Annotated in this window: 15 protein-coding genes; 3 read left to right on the top strand and 12 right to left on the bottom strand. The window is 72.7% G+C overall.

Features of this window, described 5'->3' with window-relative positions:
- Positions 1-45: 45 nt before the first annotated feature.
- The 5 genes from ACIP8W_RS21070 to ACIP8W_RS21050 all read right to left on the bottom strand — a co-directional run bounded on the left by ACIP8W_RS21070 (position 46) and on the right by ACIP8W_RS21050 (position 6,180).
- Positions 46-1,548, bottom strand: a complete 1,503-nt coding sequence (locus ACIP8W_RS21070; RefSeq protein ID WP_402148496.1) for an aldehyde dehydrogenase family protein — start codon at positions 1,546-1,548, stop codon at positions 46-48.
- 200 nt (positions 1,549-1,748) lie between these two features.
- On the bottom strand, positions 1,749-2,738 hold the full coding sequence (locus ACIP8W_RS21065) for a malate dehydrogenase (RefSeq protein ID WP_401956085.1): 990 nt from the start codon (positions 2,736-2,738) through the stop codon (positions 1,749-1,751).
- Between the two features lie 409 nt (positions 2,739-3,147).
- Positions 3,148-4,161: an XRE family transcriptional regulator gene (locus ACIP8W_RS21060; RefSeq protein ID WP_402204113.1), complete on the bottom strand. Its 1,014-nt coding sequence runs from the start codon at positions 4,159-4,161 to the stop codon at positions 3,148-3,150.
- 439 nt (positions 4,162-4,600) lie between these two features.
- The gene (locus ACIP8W_RS21055; protein ID WP_401956083.1) at positions 4,601-5,284 is read right to left on the bottom strand and encodes a DUF3017 domain-containing protein; all 684 of its coding nucleotides are present in this window, start codon (positions 5,282-5,284) and stop codon (positions 4,601-4,603) included.
- A gap of 32 nt (positions 5,285-5,316) precedes the next feature.
- A complete protein-coding gene (locus ACIP8W_RS21050) occupies positions 5,317-6,180 on the bottom strand; it encodes a bifunctional methylenetetrahydrofolate dehydrogenase/methenyltetrahydrofolate cyclohydrolase (RefSeq protein WP_401956082.1) in 864 nt (287 codons plus the stop codon).
- A gap of 16 nt (positions 6,181-6,196) precedes the next feature.
- On the opposite strand from ACIP8W_RS21050, the gene ACIP8W_RS21045 reads away from it, so the two are divergent.
- The gene (locus ACIP8W_RS21045) at positions 6,197-6,589 is read left to right on the top strand and encodes a hypothetical protein (RefSeq protein ID WP_402204111.1); all 393 of its coding nucleotides are present in this window, start codon (positions 6,197-6,199) and stop codon (positions 6,587-6,589) included.
- A 170-nt stretch (positions 6,590-6,759) separates the two neighbouring features.
- On the opposite strand, the gene purH is transcribed toward ACIP8W_RS21045, so the two are convergent.
- Together purH and purN are read right to left on the bottom strand one after the other, a co-directional pair.
- Positions 6,760-8,325, bottom strand: a complete 1,566-nt coding sequence (gene purH, locus ACIP8W_RS21040) for a bifunctional phosphoribosylaminoimidazolecarboxamide formyltransferase/IMP cyclohydrolase (protein ID WP_401956080.1) — start codon at positions 8,323-8,325, stop codon at positions 6,760-6,762.
- Positions 8,322-8,921 (bottom strand): phosphoribosylglycinamide formyltransferase, encoded by a 600-nt coding sequence (gene purN / locus ACIP8W_RS21035; RefSeq protein WP_401956112.1) that lies wholly within the window; start codon positions 8,919-8,921, stop codon positions 8,322-8,324. Before purN ends, purH begins: the two co-directional genes overlap by 4 nt.
- 413 nt (positions 8,922-9,334) lie before the next feature.
- On the opposite strand from purN, the gene ACIP8W_RS21030 reads away from it, so the two are divergent.
- On the top strand, positions 9,335-10,258 hold the full coding sequence (locus ACIP8W_RS21030) for a hypothetical protein (protein ID WP_401956079.1): 924 nt from the start codon (positions 9,335-9,337) through the stop codon (positions 10,256-10,258).
- Here ACIP8W_RS21030 and ACIP8W_RS21025 read toward each other — a convergent pair.
- Positions 10,248-12,122, bottom strand: a complete 1,875-nt coding sequence (locus ACIP8W_RS21025; protein ID WP_402204108.1) for a DUF6350 family protein — start codon at positions 12,120-12,122, stop codon at positions 10,248-10,250. The genes ACIP8W_RS21030 and ACIP8W_RS21025 overlap by 11 nt on opposite strands.
- Before the next feature lie 116 nt (positions 12,123-12,238).
- On the opposite strand from ACIP8W_RS21025, the gene ACIP8W_RS21020 reads away from it, so the two are divergent.
- Positions 12,239-13,531: a sigma factor-like helix-turn-helix DNA-binding protein gene (locus tag ACIP8W_RS21020; RefSeq protein WP_402204106.1), complete on the top strand. Its 1,293-nt coding sequence runs from the start codon at positions 12,239-12,241 to the stop codon at positions 13,529-13,531.
- Between the two features lie 127 nt (positions 13,532-13,658).
- Here ACIP8W_RS21020 and sucD read toward each other — a convergent pair whose 3' ends face one another.
- The 4 genes from sucD to ACIP8W_RS21000 form a co-directional block, all read right to left on the bottom strand.
- A complete protein-coding gene (sucD, locus tag ACIP8W_RS21015) occupies positions 13,659-14,543 on the bottom strand; it encodes a succinate--CoA ligase subunit alpha (RefSeq protein WP_401956076.1) in 885 nt (294 codons plus the stop codon).
- Positions 14,544-14,564: 21 nt separating this feature from the next.
- Positions 14,565-15,740 carry an ADP-forming succinate--CoA ligase subunit beta gene (gene sucC / locus ACIP8W_RS21010; RefSeq protein ID WP_401956075.1) on the bottom strand — a complete coding sequence of 392 codons (1,176 nt, stop codon included), beginning with the start codon at positions 15,738-15,740 and terminating at the stop codon, positions 14,565-14,567.
- Positions 15,741-16,021: 281 nt separating this feature from the next.
- Positions 16,022-17,206 (bottom strand): VWA domain-containing protein, encoded by a 1,185-nt coding sequence (locus ACIP8W_RS21005; protein WP_401956074.1) that lies wholly within the window; start codon positions 17,204-17,206, stop codon positions 16,022-16,024.
- The gene (locus tag ACIP8W_RS21000; RefSeq protein WP_402204161.1) at positions 17,203-19,746 is read right to left on the bottom strand and encodes a DUF5682 family protein; all 2,544 of its coding nucleotides are present in this window, start codon (positions 19,744-19,746) and stop codon (positions 17,203-17,205) included. Before ACIP8W_RS21000 ends, ACIP8W_RS21005 begins: the two co-directional genes overlap by 4 nt.
- Positions 19,747-19,752: the final 6 nt, after the last annotated feature.

Here is a 19,752-nt window from a genome sequence, read left to right as displayed (position 1 = left end):
CGCTGAGCCCTGCCGCCCTCTCGGCCCGGCAGCCCTCCGGGCGCGTCAGCCCGCGAACCAGCGCACCGGGCGCGGTTCGAGGTTCTGGTAGACGTGCTTGGCCTCGCGGTACTCCGCGAGGCCGGCGGGGCCCAGCTCGCGTCCGATGCCGGACTTGCCGAAGCCGCCCCACTCCGCCTGCGGGAGATACGGGTGGAAGTCGTTGATCCAGACGGTGCCGTGGCGCAGCCGCCCTGCCACCCGCCGCGCGCGCCCCGGGTCCCCGCTCCAGACGCCGCCCGCCAGCCCGTACTCGGTGTCGTTGGCGAGGGCGACGGCCTCGTCCTCCGTGCGGAAGGTCTCCACCGTCAGGACGGGCCCGAAGACCTCCTCCCGGACGACCCGCATCTCGCGGTGGCAGCGGTCCAGAATGGTCGGCCGGTAGAAGTAGCCGCCCTCGGGACGTACGTCGGACGGGTCGGGACGTTCACCGCCGGTACGGAGCACCGCGCCCTCGGCCAGCGCGGACACCACGTACTCCTCGGTCCGCGCGAGCTGCCGCGCGGAGACGAGCGGGCCGCACTCCACGCCCGGCTCGGTGCCCCGGCCGAGCCGGATCCGCTCGGCGCGGCGGACGAGTTCGGTGACGAAGCGCTCGCGCAGGGACTCCTCGATGATCAGCCGGGAGCCGGCGGAGCAGACCTGGCCGCTATGGATGAAGGCGGCGTTGAGCGCCTGGTCGACGGCGGTGTCGAAGCCCTCCTCGGTGGCGCAGGCATCGGCGAAGACGACGTTCGGGTTCTTGCCGCCGAGTTCGAGCGCGACCTTCTTCACACCGGGGGCGGCGGCCTGCATCACCTTCGTACCGCTGCTGAGTCCGCCGGTGAACGAGACGAGGTCCACGTCCGGGTGGGCGGCCATCCGGGCGCCGACCGGGTCGCCCGCGCCGGTCACCAGGTTGGCGACGCCGGGCGGCAGACCGGCCTCGGCGAGCAGGTCGATGAGGTCGACGGTGGTGAGCGGGGTCAGCTCGCTCGGCTTGACGACGAAGGTGTTGCCCGCGGCGAGCGCCGGGGCGATCTTCCAACTGGCCTGGAGCAGCGGGTAGTTCCACGGGGCGATCAGCGCGCAGACCCCGACGGGCTCGTGGACGACCACGCTGTGGACGGTGTCCGAGCCCGCGTCGACGACCCGGCCGCCGCTCTCGTTCATCACCAGATCCGCGAAGTAGCGGAAGGCGTCGGCGACACAGTCGACGTCGGCGCGCCCCTCCTCCAGGGTCTTGCCCGAATCCCTGCTCTCCAGCAGGGCTATCTTCTCCCGGTTGCGGATGAGCAGATCGGCGGTCCGCCGCAGCAGCCCCGCCCGCTCGGTGACCGGGGTGCGGGGCCAGGGACCGTGGTCGAACGCCGCGCGCGCGGCGGCGACGGCGGCGTCCGCGTCCTCGACGCCCCCCTCGGACACGACGGCGAGAACCGTCGCGTCGGCGGGGTCAAGGATGTCCCGCGTGGCGCCGGAGGCGGCTTCACGCCATTTTCCGTCCACATGAATCGTCTGTTGTGCCGACACGTCGCGTATCGCCTTCCATTCCCGGAATATGCTCCACCAGCGATGACTGGGGATTCCGGCACCTGCCCCCGGGGGTGGAAAGCATGCGTACCGGCTGTCCGAAAGTGCTCGGCGTCACGCGTTTCAAGCCACTGGGCACCACACACGACGGAACGCCCCCGGCGAGTGCCGAGGGCGTTCCGTCATATGCGTACAAACGATCAGATGAGACCCAGCTCGCGCACCGCGTCGCGCTCCTCGACCAGCTCCTGTACGGAGGCGTCGATGCGGGTCCGCGAGAACGCGTTGATGTCCAGGCCCTGGACGATCTCGTACACGCCGTTCTTGGTGGTGACGGGGAAGGAGGAGATCAGGCCCTCCGCCACACCGTAGGAACCGTCCGACGGGACACCCATCGAGGTCCAGTCGCCCTCGGCCGTGCCGTTGACCCAGGTGTGGACGTGGTCGATGGCCGCGTTGGCGGCGGAGGCCGCCGAGGACGCGCCACGGGCCTCGATGATCGCCGCGCCGCGCTTGGCGACGGTCGGGATGAAGGTGTCGGCCAGCCACGCCTCGTCGTTGACGGCCTCGGCCGCGTTCTTCCCGGCGATCTCCGCGTGGAAGATGTCCGGGTACTGGGTGGCGGAGTGGTTGCCCCAGATCGTCAGCCGCTTGATGTCGGAGACGGCCGCGCCGGTCTTGGCGGCGAGCTGCGAGATCGCGCGGTTGTGGTCGAGGCGGGTCATCGCGGTGAAGCGCTCGGCCGGGACGTCGGGGGCGGCGGCCCGCGCGATCAGCGCGTTGGTGTTGGCCGGGTTGCCCACGACGAGGACCTTGATGTCGTCGGCGGCGTGGTCGTTGATGGCCTTGCCCTGCGGCTTGAAGATGCCGCCGTTGGCGGCGAGCAGGTCACCGCGCTCCATCCCCTTCGTACGGGGGCGGGCGCCGACCAGCAGCGCGACGTTCGCGCCGTCGAAGGCGACGTTCGGGTCGTCCGTGATCTCGATACCGCTGAGCAGCGGGAACGCACAGTCGTCCAGCTCCATCGCGGTGCCCTCGGCGGCCTTGAGTCCCTGCGGGATCTCAAGGAGACGCAGCTTGACCGGCACATCCGCGCCGAGCAGATGGCCGGAGGCGATGCGGAAGAGCAGCGCGTAGCCGATCTGGCCGGCCGCGCCGGTGACGGTGACATTCACGGGAGTGCGGGTCATGGCGATCTCCGTAAGACAGCTGGCGGTGGCGGGGGTCCCTGCCCCTGGTGCGGAATCTCCCCGGCCCCGACGACCGGTCCATCACCGGCCTGAATCTTGACGTGAAGAGATATCCGGCGATCAGGCTATCCGACCCGGCCGGACCGCGCCCACGCCCCCCTTTGTTGCACGGCTCACGCGGGGGCGGGGAGTACGGCTGCGCCCTGCGGGGGCGGGGGTACGGGGGCGTCACGCACGGCGGGTGCCAGTGCGTCACGCGCGGCGGATACGGGGGCGTCACACGCGGCGGGTACGAGGGCGTCACACGCGGCGGGTACCAGTGCGTCACGCACGGCGGATACGGGGGCGTCACACACGGCGGGTACCAGTGCGTCACGCGCGGCGGGTACCAGTGCATCACGCGCGGCGGTCACTCCGCCGACGTGCACCCCTCCACGCCCGCCTTGAGCGTCGCGCACGCCTTGGCGCTCTTGGCGTCCGGCACCGCGGTCATCGGGGTGTACGCGTCGTTGGTCGTCTCCACCGCGCCGGTCTGCTCCTCCCCGGTGGCCCGGACCGAGCTGATCCGCACCTCGTCGCCGGGGGCGGCCTGGGTGATCCTGGCCCAGGCGGAGCCACAGGTCTTGCTGTAGCGGACCTCTATCAGGCTCGTACCGACCCTGGCGCTGTCGACGGTCTCGGCGAACTCGCCGCCGCAGCCCATCTCCTCCGGGTCCTGGCCCGTGCAGTCGTCACCGCCGCACTTGACCCCGGCGGGCAGCTTCGGCGCGCTGGTGGTGGGCGCGGCGGACGGGGACTTGGCGGCCGTACCTGCGTCGCCGTCCCCGCCGATGTCGGTGAACAGCAGCGCGGCGCCGACCACGGCCAGCGCGCCGACGATGCCCGCGCCGAAGATCAGCCCCTTGCGCCGGCCCCGCCCCGGTCCGGCCCCGGCCCCGGGACCGCTCGCCGCCGCCCGCCCGGCCGGCGGCGGTACGGAGTGGCCTCCTGGCCGGGATCCCGCCGTACCGAGATCGACGGTCCCGCCCGGGGGCCCGGCACCGGCTCCGAGCGCGCCCGCGGACCCGCCCGCCGCGCCCCGGCCGAACTCGCCCAGGGCCGATCTGGCCTGCGAGATCCGTATCGCTTCCATCGTCATGTCGTGCCGCATCTCCGAGCGGCCCCAGGCGCGTTCGGCCAGCTCCCACATCGTGGTCAGATGCGTCTGGTTGGTGCCGGTCACCTCGGCCAGCGCGATGATCGCGCGCTTGGGCGCGAGCAGCCGGCCGTTCAGATAGCGCTCCCACGACGTCTTGCTGTAGCCGGTCCGGTCGGCCACCGCGGCGATGCTCAGACCGCTGCGGTCGATGAGTCCGCGCAACTGGCAGGTGAACTCGCCGACCTCCGGGTCGAGTTCCTCCGGTAGCGCCTTCCAACGAGGCATTGAGCCTCCCCCTTGTCCCCCCGCACGTGCCTGATGTGCCCCGCGCTCTGCCCGTCTCCGGCCGTCCCCGCCTCCCCCGGCGGAGCCCCCCGGCTCTTTCCCCTACCGCCCTCGCGGGCCGCCCGTTTCGAACGGGCTGTCCATAGGGATGCACCGAGTCAGGATGCCAGTTCCTCGGCGAGCGGCGCATGGAAGCACTGACGAGCCGTCTCCGCGCCCCGTCGCACGCCGACTCAGTCTTCCGGCTCCCAGTCTCCCATCCGTTGCCCGATGATCACACCATGGCGGAATGATCACTTCCGCGCCACAGACCCCCACGGAACCTCGAACCGTCCCGGCCGGGTCCCCGACGCCGATCCCGCTGCGGAAGAAGGACGGCGCCCATCCTGATCCCGGGGGAGAGGATGGGCGCCGTCACGCACAAAAGAAGCCGGGCCGGTTACGGAACCGTCGAGTGGACGATGTCCTCCAGGAACGGGATCTCCAGCCACGGTTTGGGCTGCGTCATCAGCGAGAGCAGTACGATCGCGACGCCCAGCAGCCCGTACGTGAGCATGTCGGTGAAGCGCGAGCGCACGGCCAGCATGCCCACGGAGGGCAGTACGCGCCGCAGGACCGCGCCGCCGATGAGGGCGAGACCGATCAGTATCGTGCCGACACGGACCGCCTCGGCGAAGGGGTGCACTCCGACGATCAGCAGCCCCAGCCCGATCGTCCCCAACACGCTGAGCAGCGGCCACTGCCGCACCGGCGCGGCGGCGTCACCGGGAGCGGCCCGGCCGCCGCCCTCGGGACGCGCGGTGTCCCGGGTGAGCGAGAACCGGCTGCCGGGCTCGGGGCGTTCCGCGCCGGAGCCCGTACCGGTGTCCGCGCCGGAGCCCGTACTCGTTTCCGTACCGGAGTCCGTACCGGCACCCGCACCGGTGTCCGCGCCGGAGCCCCTACCGGCACCCGTACTCGTTTCCGTACCGGAGCTGTCGGCACCCTCACCGGCCTCGGAACCCCTGGAGCCCTTGGAGTCCTCGGAGCCCTCGGGGGCCTTGTCGGCGGTTCCGGCGAGCCCGGCGGGCCCTGCCGCCCCGGCGTCCGGGGCCGCGTCGCCCGTGCTCGTACCAGCGCCCATGAGTGGTGCCCCTTTCCGGATCCGGCTCGCGCTCAGCCCGCGTCCGCCGCGGCGCGCTCGGCCGCCTCGACGACGTTGACCAGCAGCTGGGCGCGGGTCATCGGGCCGACGCCGCCCGGGTTCGGGGAGATCCAGGCGGCCACGTCCGCGACGCCCGGGTGGACATCGCCGACGATCTTGCCGTCGGCGTCACGGCTGACGCCGACGTCGAGGACGACCGCGCCTTCCTTGACGTCCTCGGGGCTGATGATGTTCGGCACACCCGCCGCGGCCACGATGATGTCGGCCTGCTTGAGCAGCGCCGGAAGGTCGCGGGTGCCGGTGTGGCACTGCGTGACCGTCGCGTTCTCGGTCTTGCGGGTCAGCAGCAGCGGGATCGACCGGCCCACGGTGATACCGCGGCCCACCACCACCACATGCGCGCCCTTGATCTCGACGCCGTGGTGACGCAGCAGCTGGATGATCCCGTACGGGGTACAGGGCAGCGGCCCCTCCACGCCCAGGACCAGCTTGCCGAGGCTCATCGGGTGCAGCCCGTCCGCGTCCTTGGCGGGGTCCATCAGCGACAGCACCCGGTTGGTGTCGATGCCCTTGGGAAGCGGCAGCTGGACGATGTAGCCCGTGCACTCGGGGTTGGCGTTCAGCTCCTCGACCACGGCCTCGATCTCCTCCTGGGAGGCCGTGTCGGGCAGTTCGCGCTGGATCGAGGCGATGCCGACCTGGGCGCAGTCGCGGTGCTTGCCGTTGACGTACCAGCGACTGCCCGGGTCGTCCCCGACCAGCAGGGTCCCCAGACCGGGGGTGACTCCACGCTCCTTGAGGGCCGCCACGCGGACGGTCAGATCGGACTTGATCGCGGCTGCGGTGGCCTTGCCATCGAGAATCTGGGCGCTCATGCCCCCATCCTCGCGGATGAACCCTCCGCTGTTCCAATCCGCTGCGCTCAGAGCCGGGCGAGGTTGCACTTGCACAACACCTGCGAAAAGTCCCTGGACAAAATTTTGTTGTCAGTACCACGCCACCACCGCCGAGGCCCAGGACGTCGCGGCGCTCGGCAAGGGCCTGATCGTCTTCCTCGCGCTGCTGCTCGTGCTCTTCGCCGTGCTGTCGGCCGTCCTCGCGGTCAGGATGAAGTCCGGCGGGAACGCCACCCGCGTCTGCTCGATCATCTACGGCTCGTTCGTCGTCCTGAGCGGCCTGATCTCACTGCCCGGCGGCATCGTCACGCTGGTCTTCGGCATCCTGATCATCGTCTTCGCGGCGAAGGCGGACAGCGCCGCCTGGTTCCAGCGTCCGCGCCACTGATACTCCGGGGACGCGCGGGTGACGCTCCGCGCGGCACACCGGGCCGTACGCCGCCGGAAGATCGCTTGCGCGAATCCGCGCATCCGCGCGTGCGGAAGCGCCGAAGGCCGTAGCACCCGCCGGACAGGCGGGCGTTACGGCCTTCGGTGTTCGTACGAAACCGCTGTCGGTCAGTGGAAGAAGTGCCGCGTCCCGGTGAAGTACATCGTCGCGCCCGCCTTCTTCGCCGCCTCGACGACCAGCTCGTCACGGACCGAACCGCCCGGCTGCACCACGGCCTTGACGCCCGCCGCGAGCAGGATCTCCAGCCCGTCGGGGAACGGGAAGAACGCGTCCGACGCGGCGTACGCGCCCTTGGCCCGCTCCGCACCCGCGCGCTCGACCGCGAGCTTCGCGGAGTCGACGCGGTTGACCTGGCCCATGCCCACGCCCACCGACGCGCCGCCCTTGGCGAGCAGGATCGCGTTGGACTTGACCGCGCGCGACGCCTTCCAGGCGAAGGCCAGCTCGCGCAGCTCGTCCCCGGAGAGCGCCTCGCCGGTCGCGAGCGTCCAGTTGGCCGGGTCGTCGCCCTCGGCCTGGAGCCGGTCGGTGACCTGGAGCAGCGCGCCGCCGCCGATCGGCTTGACCTCGACCGCGGCGGAGGGGGCGTCGGGGCAGCGCAGCACGCGGATGTTCTTCTTGCGGGCCAGCACCTCGACCGCGCCGTCCTCGTAACCGGGCGCGATGATCACCTCGGTGAAGATCTCCGCGACCTGCTCGGCCATCGCGACGGAGACCGGCCGGTTGACGGCGATGACCCCGCCGAACGCGGACAGCGGGTCGCACTCGTGCGCCTTGCGGTGCGCCTCGGCGACATCGGCACCGATCGCGATCCCGCACGGGTTGGCGTGCTTGATGATCGCGACGCAGGGCTCGTCGTGGTCGTACGCGGCACGGTGCGCGGCGTCCGTGTCCGTGTAGTTGTTGTACGACATCTCCTTGCCGTGCAGCTGCTCGGCCTCCGCGAGACCGCCTTCGGCGCTGGTGTAGAGCGCGGCGGGCTGGTGCGGGTTCTCGCCGTAACGGAGCACGTTCTTACGGGTGTACGTGGCGCCCAGGAACTCCGGGAACCCCTCGGCGTCGGCATCCGCCGCGTAGTCCTCCGCGAACCAGGAGGCCACGGCCACGTCGTACGCGGCGGTGTGCTGGAACGCCTCCGCCGCGAGGCGCTTGCGGGTCGCGAGGTCGAACCCGCCGTCCTTGACCGCGCCCAGGACGTCCGCGTACCGCTCGGGGCTGGTGACGACCGCGACCGAGGGGTGGTTCTTGGCGGCGGCGCGGACCATGGAGGGGCCGCCGATGTCGATCTGCTCGACGCACTCGTCGGCGGAGGCGCCGGAGGCGACCGTCTCGCGGAACGGGTAGAGGTTCACGACGACGAGGTCGAACGGCTCGATCTCCAGCTCGGCGAGCTGCTCGCGGTGCGAGTCCAGCCGGAGGTCGGCGAGGATGCCCGCGTGGACGCGCGGGTGCAGCGTCTTGACCCGGCCGTCCAGACACTCGGGGAAGCCGGTCAGCTCCTCGACCTTGGTGACCGGCACACCCGCGGCGGCGATCTTCGAGGCGGTGGAGCCGGTCGAGACCAGGGTGACGCCCGCCTCGTGCAGCCCACGGGCCAGCTCTTCGAGGCCGGTCTTGTCATAGACGCTGACCAGAGCCCTACGAATGGGGCGCTTCGTACCTTCGGCGGTCACTGGATCGTTACCTTTCGTCCCTCAATGCGGTAGCCGTGCCGGGCCAGACGCCCCACGACCTCGACGAGCAGCCGTCGCTCGACTTCCTTGATGCGCTCATGGAGAGCGTCTTCCTCGTCCTCGTCCCGTACCTCGACCACACCCTGCGCGATGATCGGGCCGGTGTCGACACCGTCGTCGACGAAGTGGACCGTGCAGCCGGTGACCTTCGCTCCGTAGGCGAGCGCCTCGCGCACACCGTGGGCACCGGGAAAACTGGGGAGCAGGGCCGGGTGCGTGTTGACGAGCCGGCCGCCGAAGCGCGCGAGGAACTCCTTCCCCACGATCTTCATGAAACCGGCCGAGACCACGAGGTCCGGTTCGTACGCCGCCGTCGCCTCCGCCAGCGCCGCGTCCCACTCGTCCCGCGTCCCGTAGTCCTTCACCCGGCACACGAAGGTCGGCAGCCCGGCGCGCTCGGCGCGCTCCAGACCGGCGATCGACCCCCGGTCCGCGCCGACCGCGACGATCCGCGCCCCGAAGGCACCGGGGTCGTCGCCGATGGCGTCCAGCAGGGCCTGAAGGTTCGTACCGGATCCGGAGACCAGCACCACCAGCCGGGCGGGACGTCCCTCGGGGGCCGGCGCGAGGAAGGTCGCCGGGGAGCCCTGGGAGGAGGACGTCGGGGAGGCAGGGGGCGGGGAGGCCACAGCGGGCGCCTTTCTGGGAGCGAGCACAGCCTCGCGGGTCGTGCGGCTTGGGGGCCGTACAGCCGGCCGTACGGCTTTGTACGTACGACACACTGGCGCGGCCGTACATCTTTGTGTGGTCCTACGAACGAGTCACGTTCCCCCATACGGGGAACTCTACGAAGGAGCCGACCGTCAGCAACGATACCGGCACACCGAGCGGCCCCCACGGGACGGGGGCCCGGCCGGGAGGTAGCGTCTGGGGACGGGCTCCGTCTCCGGGACGGGCCATACGAGACAAGACCCCCGCGCGCAGGGTCTGAGGGGAAGACGTTCACCAGATGCAGGACCGACGCCGCCGCACGGCGCTCCACCTCCCGCCGCCCTCCGGGCCGGTGCTGCTGCCGCGGGAACGCCAGTCCCCTTCCACGGGTTCTGCCAGTTCCACGGGTTCCGCCGAGCCCTCGGGTGACTCGGCGCGTCCCGGTCCCTCCGACGACAACCCGTTCGCGCCGCCGCCCGAGGGCCGCCCCGACCAGCCGTGGCAGCCCCGCCACCCCGAGAACGGCGACGCGCCCGACAGCGACTCCGGTTCCGGGGGCGGCCCGGCCGGCTGGGGCAGCCAGTGGAGCAACAGCCAGCCCGGCCGTTCGTCGGGCGGCTTCGGCAGCCGCCCCGGAGGCAACGGCCAGAACGGGCAGGGCGGTCCGGGGAGCGGCAAGGACGGCCCCGACGGCGGCCGGGGCACCGGACTGCGCTGGGATCCGACGGACCCGGCCCAGCGGCGGGCCCGCTACTCCCTGCTCGCCGGGATGTGGGCGTTCTTCTTCGCCCTCTTCGACTTCCCCGAGGTCGCGCTGCTGCTCGGCTCCCTGGCGATCTACTGGGGCGCCAGCGCCCTGCGCAGCCGGTCGAAGAAGCGGTCGGAGCAGTCCGCCGGCGCCGACAACGCGCTGACCGGCGGCGCCGCGTCCTCCGTACCGGCGGCACAGACCGCGGAGTCCGGGTCCGGGTCGGAGTCCGGGCAACGGGACCAGGAACGCCCGGCGGGCCCCTCGTCGACCAGGCCCCTGACGACGGCGGCGGTGAGCGGGCTGGTGACGGCCGGTGTCGCGCTGGCGATCGTGGCCGCGACCTTCACCGTGCAGCTGGTCTACCGCGACTACTACACCTGCGTGAACGACGCCCTGACCAAGACGGGCCAGCTCTCCTGCAACGATCTGCTGCCGCACTCGCTGGAGCCGATCTTCGGCGTCAAGGAGTAGGCACCACGGAGCCGCCCTCCTCCTCGCCCGAGCCGGCGGGCGGCTCCACCGCGGGCACCGGGGCCGGGACCTCCACGGGCACCTCGGCCGGAACCTCTGCCGGGGCCTTGGCCGGAACCTCTGCCGACACTTCCGGCAGGATGTCCGGCGCGGTCTTCGGTGGGGCTTCCGGCGCGGCTTCCGATGACGCTTCCGATGGCGCTTCCGATGGCGCTTCCGGTAGGGCCTTCGGCTCGGCGTTCGGCTCGGCCTCCCGGGGGACTGCCGGTGGAACTTCCCGTGGGACCGCCGCAGCCGGAATCACCACGGCCGCAACCGCCGGGGCCGCCTCTGCCGAAGCCACCGTGATCACCGGAGCCACCGGAATCAGCGGAGCCACCGGAGCCACCGGAATCACCGAAGCCACCGGAATCACCGGAGCCACCGCCGGGAAGTCCGCCATCAGCCCGCCCGACGCCACCTTGATCGCCGCCCAGCGCGCCTCCCGCGCACCGCTCCCGTGCCAGGCCCCGGAGTCCCCCGGCCCACCCTGCGCCCCCAGCACCCCCGGCGCCTCCGGCACCTCCCGCACCCCGCGCGTCCGCAGCCGCCAGGCTCTCAGCAGCAGCGCCCCCGGCAGGCCGAGGCCCACCGTCCAGGCCAGCGCCGCCACGCCCGTCCGCCACCACACGGGCCCGAAGAGCGCCAGCCCGTTCGCCCCCAGCGGCCCGCCCGCCATCCCGGCGAGCGCTGCCGTGAGGACCGCGCACACCACTCCGCCGAGGGCCGCCGTCACCGCGGTCTCCCCCGCGCCCCACGCCTCTTCCCGTACGGAGTAGGGTGGCGCCGCCCTGCGCACGGTGAACCAGGCGACCGCGAGCCCCGCGGCGACGGGCACCGCCCCCGCCGCCCAGTTCAGCGGGGTCCCCGGCCCGCTCGGGACCGCCGCGAGCAGCGGGAAGGACGGCAGTACGGGGGTGCCGACGACCCCGAGCGGGGTGGCCGTCGCCGCCGTACCGAGCGCGAAGCCGGGGCCGAGGCCGTACGCCGCGCCCCACATCGCCGCGTTCGGCACGAGCACCAGCCCCAGCAGCAGCACGGCGCACCGCCCCGACCAGTCGCCCGCGAGCCGCTCGAACGACTCCTGCGCCGGGCCCCCGTGGAGCGCGAGCGACACGCCGACAAGCAGTGCGCCGCCGCCCAGCAGCAACAGCGCGGCCGCCGCCCCCGACCGCCCGGCGACCGCGCTCCTGCGCCGCGCGCCCGGTGACCGTACGGTACGGACGAGGGCGGCCCGTACGGCACGGGGCAGCCACCGCGGGAGCGGATCGCGCGGACGGCTGCTCGCCGTCCAGGCCCCGGCGGTCGCGGACAGCACGGTCAGGACGGGGAGCGCGAGCGCCGCGCCGATCGGGCGGGCGGTGAGCGGCCCGCTCGCCGCGTAGAGCACGGCGGCCCCGCCGACCAGCAGATATCCGCCGCCCACGGTGCATACCGCGCCCAGCCCGGTGAGCTGCGGCCGGCCCTCCTGGGGGTCGAGGGTGTCCCTGGCCGCCCGGTAGACCAGCCAGACCGGCATGGCCACCAGCAGCATCGGCACCAGCCCGAGCGGCGCGGGCGACCCCGAGAGGGTGTCGGGGCGCACCAGTTCGACCCCGTGGGCCAGCAGCCACAGCCCCGCCGCCACGTGGAGGGCCCCGCCGACCCCGCTGTCGGGGTACGCCGAGCTGATCCACATCACCATCACGAGCACGGCGAGAGCGCCGAGCCCGAGGCCCGCCGCGAGGGCCCCGCGGAGGAAAGAGGTGGTCAGCGCGGCGGCCCGGCCGCGCTCCACGGCCGAGGCCGAGGACAACGGCGTGCCACGTCCGGTCAATTGGGTCACGTCGCCATGCTGCCCACGACACGCGCTTTATCCACGTAACAGGCGAATGGTCGCCGTGTCGCTCAATATACGTTTATGTGCTTTTTTGCTCAGTACCGTGCTGCGGGGAGCCCCACATGACGCAGAACACCACGCAGAGCACCGCCGTCGCGCTGCCTCCCCCCAAGGAGCGGCGCAGGCTGCGCGAGGCCAAGTCGCTGACCGAGAAGGAGGTGGCGACGGCGATGGGGGTCACCCGGGCGACGGTCCGGTCCTGGGAGACCGGCCGCACGACCCCCCGGGGGCGCAAGGCTGAGGCGTACGCGAAGCTGCTGTCCGGCATCGAGACGGAGCTGAGGACGGAGGCCACGCGGGCCGAACGCGCGGAACGCGCGGCGGTACGGGCCGCCCAGGAGCGCTCGGCGGCCCGGGACCACCACACGTACGAGTCGCGGATCCAGGACCGTACGGCGGAAACCGACCCCGCACCCCCGACCACCGAAACCGAAACCGAAACCGAAGCCGACGCCGACGCCGACGCGAACACGGACACGGACGTCAGAGCCGATACCGGGACCGAACCCGGTACCGCCGTCGGCGCCGAGCGGCCCTCCACCGCCACACCCGATCAGGCGTTCGACGCGCTGTACGCCTTCGCCGCGCCCGCCCTCGTACGACAGGCGTATCTGCTGACCGGCCGGCGCGCGCTGTCCCAGGAATCCGTGGAGCGCGCCTTCCATCTGGCCTGGCAGCGCTGGCCGGAAGTCGCGGTCGACCGCGATCCGGCGGGGTGGGTACGGGCCGCGGCGTACGAGTACGCCATGTCGCCCTGGCACCGGCTGCGCCGGGCCCACCGGCACCCCGACCCCGCGGCCCCCGGTGGCGGGCGCGAGGGACCCGGCGGGCGGGCGCTGCACGAGGCGCTGCTGGCGCTGCCGCCCTCGTACCGCCGCACCCTGCTGCTCTACGACGGGCTGGGGCTCGGTCTGCCGGAAACCGCCGCCGAGACGGAGGCGAGCACCCCGGCCGCCGCGAACCGGCTGATGCACGCCCGGGGCGCGGTCACGGACCGGCTGCCGGAACTGGCCGATCCGGAGCTGCTGCACGAACAACTCGGCGTGCTCGCCCGTACGGTGGAGCCGCCGGCCCTCTCGCCCGCCCGTTCCGTACGGTCCGGCAGCGAGCGGCGGGCCAGACTCTGGACGCGGGCGGCCATCGCCTTCACGGTGCTGATCGTCGGAGCGACCGGGTTCACGCTGGCGACCGCTCCGACCCGGTACGACCCGCCGCAGGCCCCCGGCGAACGCGTCGGCGGGGTGCCGGTGCCCAGCGGTCCGCAGCGGCTGAGCAGCCAGGACCTGATCCTGCGCGACCAGCTCAGGAACGAGCCGATGAACGGGCCGCACCGGCTCGTACCGGAGGCGCTCTGACCGCCACCCGGGACGCCGTGGACGTACCACGCGCGTGGGCCCGCACCCCGGAGTTCGGAAAGGGTGCGGGCCCACGCGCGGGTCGCCGTAAGAACGATGAAACGACGGAGAACGGAAGAGCCCGGGCTCAGCCGGCGAGGATGGCGCGGGCGAGCCCGGCCGTCTCGGTCGGCGTCTTGCCGACCTTCACGCCTGCGGCCTCCAGGGCCTCCTTCTTCGCCTGGGCGGTGCCGGACGAGCCGGAGACGATGGCGCCGGCGTGGCCCATGGTCTTGCCCTCGGGGGCGGTGAAGCCCGCGACATAGCCGACGACCGGCTTGGTGACGTTCTTCGCGATGAAGTCGGCCGCGCGCTCCTCGGCGTCGCCGCCGATCTCGCCGATCATCACGATGAGGTCGGTCTCGGGGTCGGCCTCGAACGCGGCGAGCGCGTCGATGTGCGTCGTACCGATGACCGGGTCGCCGCCGATGCCGACCGCGGACGAGAAACCGATGTCGCGCAGCTCGTACATCATCTGGTAGGTCAGCGTGCCGGACTTGGACACGAGACCGATGCGGCCGGGCTTGGTGATGTCGCCCGGGATGATGCCGGCGTTGGACTGGCCGGGGGTGATCAGACCCGGGCAGTTCGGGCCGATGATCCGGGTCTTGTTGCCCTTGCTGCCCGCGTACGCCCAGAAGGCGGCGGAGTCGTGGACCGCGATGCCCTCGGTGATCACGACGACCAGACCGATCTCGGCGTCGATCGCCTCGATGACGGCGGCCTTGGCGAAGGCCGGCGGCACGAAGACGACGGAGACGTCGGCGCCGGTCTTCTCGATGGCGTCGGCCACCGAGCCGAAGACGGGTACGGCGGTGCCCTCGAAGTCGACGGACGTGCCGGCCTTGCGCGGGTTCACGCCGCCGACGATGTTGGTGCCGTCAGCGAGCATGAGCTTGGTGTGCTTCATGCCGGTGGCGCCGGTCATCCCCTGGACGATGACCTTGCTTTCCTTGGTCAGGAAAATAGCCATGGTGTTGGAGTCCCTGTCCCTCTACTTGGCCGCGGCCAGCTCGGCGGCCTTGTCGGCCGCGCCGTCCATGGTGTCCACGCGCTGCACGAGCGGGTGGTTGGCGTCGGACAGGATCTTGCGACCCAGCTCCGCGTTGTTGCCGTCGAGGCGCACGACCAGCGGCTTCTCGACCTTCTCGCCCTTGGTCTCCAGCAGCGCGAGAGCCTGGACGATGCCGTTGGCGACCTCGTCGCACGCGGTGATGCCACCGAAGACGTTGACGAACACGGACTTGACGTCCGGGTCGCCGAGGATGATCTCCAGGCCGTTCGCCATGACCTCGGCCGAGGCGCCGCCGCCGATGTCGAGGAAGTTGGCCGGCTTCACGCCGCCGTGCGCCTCACCGGCGTACGCGACGACGTCGAGGGTCGACATGACCAGACCCGCGCCGTTGCCGATGATGCCGACCTCACCGTCGAGCTTGACGTAGTTGAGGTTCTTGGCCTTGGCGGCGGCCTCCAGCGGGTTCGCCGCGTCCTTGTCCTCCAGCGCCTCGTGCTCCGGCTGGCGGAAGTCGGCGTTCTCGTCGAGCGAGACCTTGCCGTCGAGCGCGATGATCTTGCCGTCACCGGACTTGATCAGCGGGTTCACCTCGACCAGGAGGGCGTCCTCCTTGATGAAGACGGTCCACAGCTTCTGGAGTACGTCCGCGACCTGACCGGCGATGTCCTCGGGGAACTTCGCGGCGGCCACGATCTCGGCGGCCTTCTCCGGCGTGCAGCCCTCGTTGGCGTCGACCGGGATCTTGGCGAGCGCGTCGGGGTTCTCCTCGGCGACGACCTCGATCTCCACGCCGCCCTCGACGGAGGCCATGGCCAGGAAGGTGCGGTTGGTGCGGTCCAGCAGGAAGGAGACGTAGTACTCCTCCGCGATGTCCGCGGTCTGGGCCAGCATCACCTTGTGGACCGTGTGGCCCTTGATGTCCATGCCCAGGATCTGACCGGCCTTCTCGACGGCGTCCGCCGGGTCGGAGGCCAGCTTCACGCCGCCCGCCTTACCGCGTCCGCCGACCTTGACCTGCGCCTTGACGACGGCCTTGCCGCCGAGACGCTCGGTCACCTCGCGGGCGGCCTCAGGCGTCTCGATCACTTCACCGGCCAGCACCGGTACACCGTGCTTGGCGAAGAGGTCCCTCGCCTGATACTCGAACAGGTCCACGCGCGTCCGTCCCTTGTCTTTTAAAACCGCAGCCTGGTGATCGCGGGTTCGTTGTCTGCGTGGGCGTGCCGCGAAGGGCAACGTGACTGCGCTGTCACTGAGGGAGGCGTACACGGTGTCCGGTACGCGGCATGTCCGCCTCGCAGGTTATCCCCGTGGGCCGTGGGTCCCTAAATCTCTGATCACGGATGAGCGGTGATACCTGTCACAGGCGAGCGGGGCCTGCGGGGCACAGGTCACCCATCGGGGGGGCACAGGTCACCGCCGGAGCGGCCCGGGTCTCACCTCCGGAGCGCCGTGTCGGTATCGGGTACGGGCAACGGGCGCTTCTCGATCGCCGCCGCCATCACCTCCGGGAAGAGGTCCGGCGTACACGCGAACGCGGGCGCTCCCAGGGCGGCGAGAGCCGCCGCGTGGTCGCGGTCGTACGCGGGCGTGCCCTCGTCCGAGAGCGCGAGCAGCGCCACGAATTCCACGCCCGCCGCCTTCATCGCGGCGACCCGCTTGAGCATCCCGTCGCGTATCCCGCCCTCGTGGAGGTCGCTGATCAGCACGACCACGGTGTCGGCCGGGCGGGTGATCCTCGACTGGCAGTACGCGAGCGCGCGGTTGATGTCGGTGCCGCCGCCGAGCTGGGTGCCGAAGAGCACGTCGACCGGGTCGTCCAGCTGATCGGTGAGGTCGACGACCGCCGTGTCGAAGACGACGAGCCGGGTGGCGAGGGAGCGCATGGACGCCAGGACCGCGCCGAAGACGGAGGCATGGACGACGGACGCGGCCATCGACCCCGACTGGTCGACGCAGAGGATGACCTCCTTCCTCACCGACCGCGAGGCCCGGCCGTAGCCGATGAGCCGCTCGGGGACCACGGTGTGGTGCTCCGGAAGGTAGTTCTTGAGGTTGGCCCGGATCGTACGGTCCCAGTCGATGTCCCGGTGGCGCGGTCTGCTGATCCGCGCCGACCGGTCGAGGGCGCCCGTCAGGGTCGCCCGGGTACGGGAGGCGAGCTTCTTCTCCAGCTCCTGAACCACCTTGCGCACGACGGCCCGTGCGGTCTCCTTGGTCGTCTCGGGCAGCACCTTGCCGAGTGAGAGCAGAGTGCCGACGAGATGGACGTCCGCCTCGACCGCCTCCAGCATCTCCGGTTCGAGCAGCAGCCCGGAGAGCCCCAGCCGGTCGATCGCGTCGCGCTGCATGATCTGGACGACGGAGCTGGGGAAGTACGTACGGATGTCGCCGAGCCAGCGCGCCACGGACGGCGCGGACCCGCCGAGCCCGGCGGAGCGGCCCCCGCGCCCCCGGCTCGCGGCCCCGGCGCCCGGCGCCGACCCGTAGAGCGCGGTGAGCGCGCCGTCCATCGCCGCGTCCGTACCGGAGAGCGGGTGTCCCGTGCCGTCGGCGCTCTCCCCACCGAGCACCATCCGCCAGCGGCGCAGCCGCTCGTCCGCCGTGCTGTCCCCGGTCATCCCGGCACCCCCGCGAAGTCGTCGTGATCGTGGCTGTGGTCCTGGCGACCGGCCCGGTCATGGCTGTGGCCAGGGCTGTCGTCCAGGCCAGGGTTGCGGCCGGGGTTGCGGCCGGGGCTGTGGCTGTGGCCGGGGCTGTCGTCCAGGCCAGGGTTGCGGCCGGGGCTGTGGCTATGGCCGGGGCTGTGGCCGGTGCCGTGGCCAGGGCTGTCGTCCAGGCCAGGGTTGCGGCCGGGGCTGTGGCTATGGCCGGGGCCCAGCAGCAGTCCCAGCACCGGCAGTACGGCGGCGGCGCGCGCCTCGTCGAGGCCGGGGCCGAAGCCCGGCGCGGTGGCGGCCCCGGCGGACCCGGGCCCCGGGGCGGTCCCCGGCCCGCCCCGGATCAGCTCGCCGAGCGCGCGGCGCACACCCGGCTCGTACGCGGAGAACGTGCGCCGCAGCAGCGGCAGCACATCCGTGAACGCGTCCGCCGGTACGCCGGTCAGCCAGGCGTCGAGGAGCCCGAGCAGGCGTTCGTCGTGGACCAGGAGCAGACCGCCCCCGGAGGCGGACGCGCCGCCCGCGAACCCCTCGACCCAGGCGGCGGCGTCGGCGGGCGGGGCGCCCGGCGACAGGGCGAGCCCCACGAGCCGGGCGGCCCGGTCCTCGGTGAGCCGTCCGTCGTCCAGGAGCAGCCTGGCGGCCCGGCCCCGGATCGCCCCGGGCACGCTGTCCCGCCCCGCGAGCCGGTGCAGGACGGCTTCCCAGCGCCCGCCCAGATCCCGGCCCCGGCTGTCCGGGAGGAGGCGGATCGCGGTGTGGACGGCCTCCAGGTGCTGCCGCATCGCCCGGGCACCGTCCGCGTCGAGCCCGGCGCAGGCGGGCGGCAGGCCGACACAGATCCGCTCGGCGAGCCCGGCGGCCACGGCGCCGAGCGCCCGCGTGTCGGTGGACCGCACGTCTCCGTACCGCAGGGAGCGGGCCAGCGCGGGCAGCGCCTGGGCGAGGTGGCCGACATCCGCGTCGAGCGCGGCCCGGTCCGCGAGGGCCCGCATCACCACGGGCAGCGCGTCGGGCAGCGCGGCCGGCAGACAGCGCTCGGCCAGCTCCGTGACCTCGGCGAGCGTGGCCGACGACACGGCCAGGGAGCGGGCCTTCGCCGTGGCGGCGGCGAGCACGGTGGTGCCCCACACCCCGGCCTCCGCGACCTGTACGTACAGCTCGGGCTCCCAGGACAGCCGCCAGCTCTCCCGGAAGGTGCCGGTGCCGCCGCGCCCGGTCGCGGGCTCGCCCCAGGAGACGGCGAGCAGCCGCAGCCGGTGCAGCAGCGTGCTCCTGGCCGTGTCGGTCTCCTTACGGAGGTCGAGGTCCAGCTCGCGTCCGCCCGCCTCCGGTTTGAGGCGCAGCGTGCGCTGGAGCCGGGTCAGGTCGCGCTGGAGCGGCACGGCGGGCGCGGTGTCGGGGACCTCGCCGAGCACGTCCCCGACGATGAGCCGGTCCCTGATGAGCCCCATCGGCAGGTCGGATCCCTCGCACAGGACCGCCCTGACCGCGTCGGTGGTCTCGGTGAGCCCGGCCAGCGGGCGCCCGCGCATCGTGGCGAGGGCCCCGGCGAGCCGTACCGCCTCGATGACATGCGCGGAGGAGACGATCCGGTCCTCCTCCCGCAGCAGCCCGGCGACCTTGGTGAGCCAGCGCTCCACCGGCCGGTCGGCGGCGCCGAAGAGGTGTCCGTACCAGCCGGGCGATTCGATGCCCGCGCCGTAGCCGCTGTGCCGGGCGAGCCTGCGGTGGGTCCAGGGCACCCAGGTGATGTCGGCCTTGACCTTGGGAAGCCCCTTCAACAGCGCGCGGTCGGCGGTGACCGTGGTCCTCCGGCGGAGCGCGGGCACATGCCAGGCACCGCAGACGACGGCGACCGCGTCGTCCCCGAACTCCTTGCGCGCGGCCCGCAACTGAAGGCGCATCCGGGCCTCGCGGACGAGGTCGCGCGCGAGTCCGCCGTCGCCGTACTCCTCGCGCAGCGCGCCCATGGCCTCGGCGACCGCCGCGAACGGCGCGAAGGGGTCGGCCGCGGCGCCGGCCGCCCGGTGCTCGACGACGTCCTCCCACCAGCGTTCCGGGTCGTCGTACCCGGCGGCCTCCGCGAGCGCGCCCAACGGGTCGAGCGGCGCGCTCCGGGGCGTTTCCGGCCCGTCCGGGGCCTGGTCCGCTGCGGTCTCCGGGGCCTGCTCCGGGTCGAGGGCCGGGTTTAGCGCGAGCGAGTGCGCCGCCGGCAGGTCGATGAAGCGCGCCGGTACGCCGTGGGCGAGCGCCCAGCGGATCGCGACCCACTCGGGCGAGAACTCGGCCAGCGGCCAGAACGCCGCCCGGCCCGGATCGTCCACCGCGTGGGCGAGCAGCGCGACGGGCGGCCGCATCGACTCGTCGGCGGCGAGCGGCAGCAACGCGTCGCCCTCGGGCGGCCCCTCGACCAGGACGACCCGGGGCGCCGCCGCGTCGAGCGCCCGGCGCACCGCCCGCGCGGAGCCCGGCCCATGGTGCCGGACCCCGAGCAACAGCGGCCC

Origin of the sequence: Streptomyces sp. NPDC088554, assembly GCF_044752945.1 — a bacterium.
Classification (GTDB): Bacteria; Actinomycetota; Actinomycetes; order Streptomycetales; family Streptomycetaceae; genus Streptomyces.
This window is presented reverse-complemented; position numbering and strand designations above follow the sequence as displayed.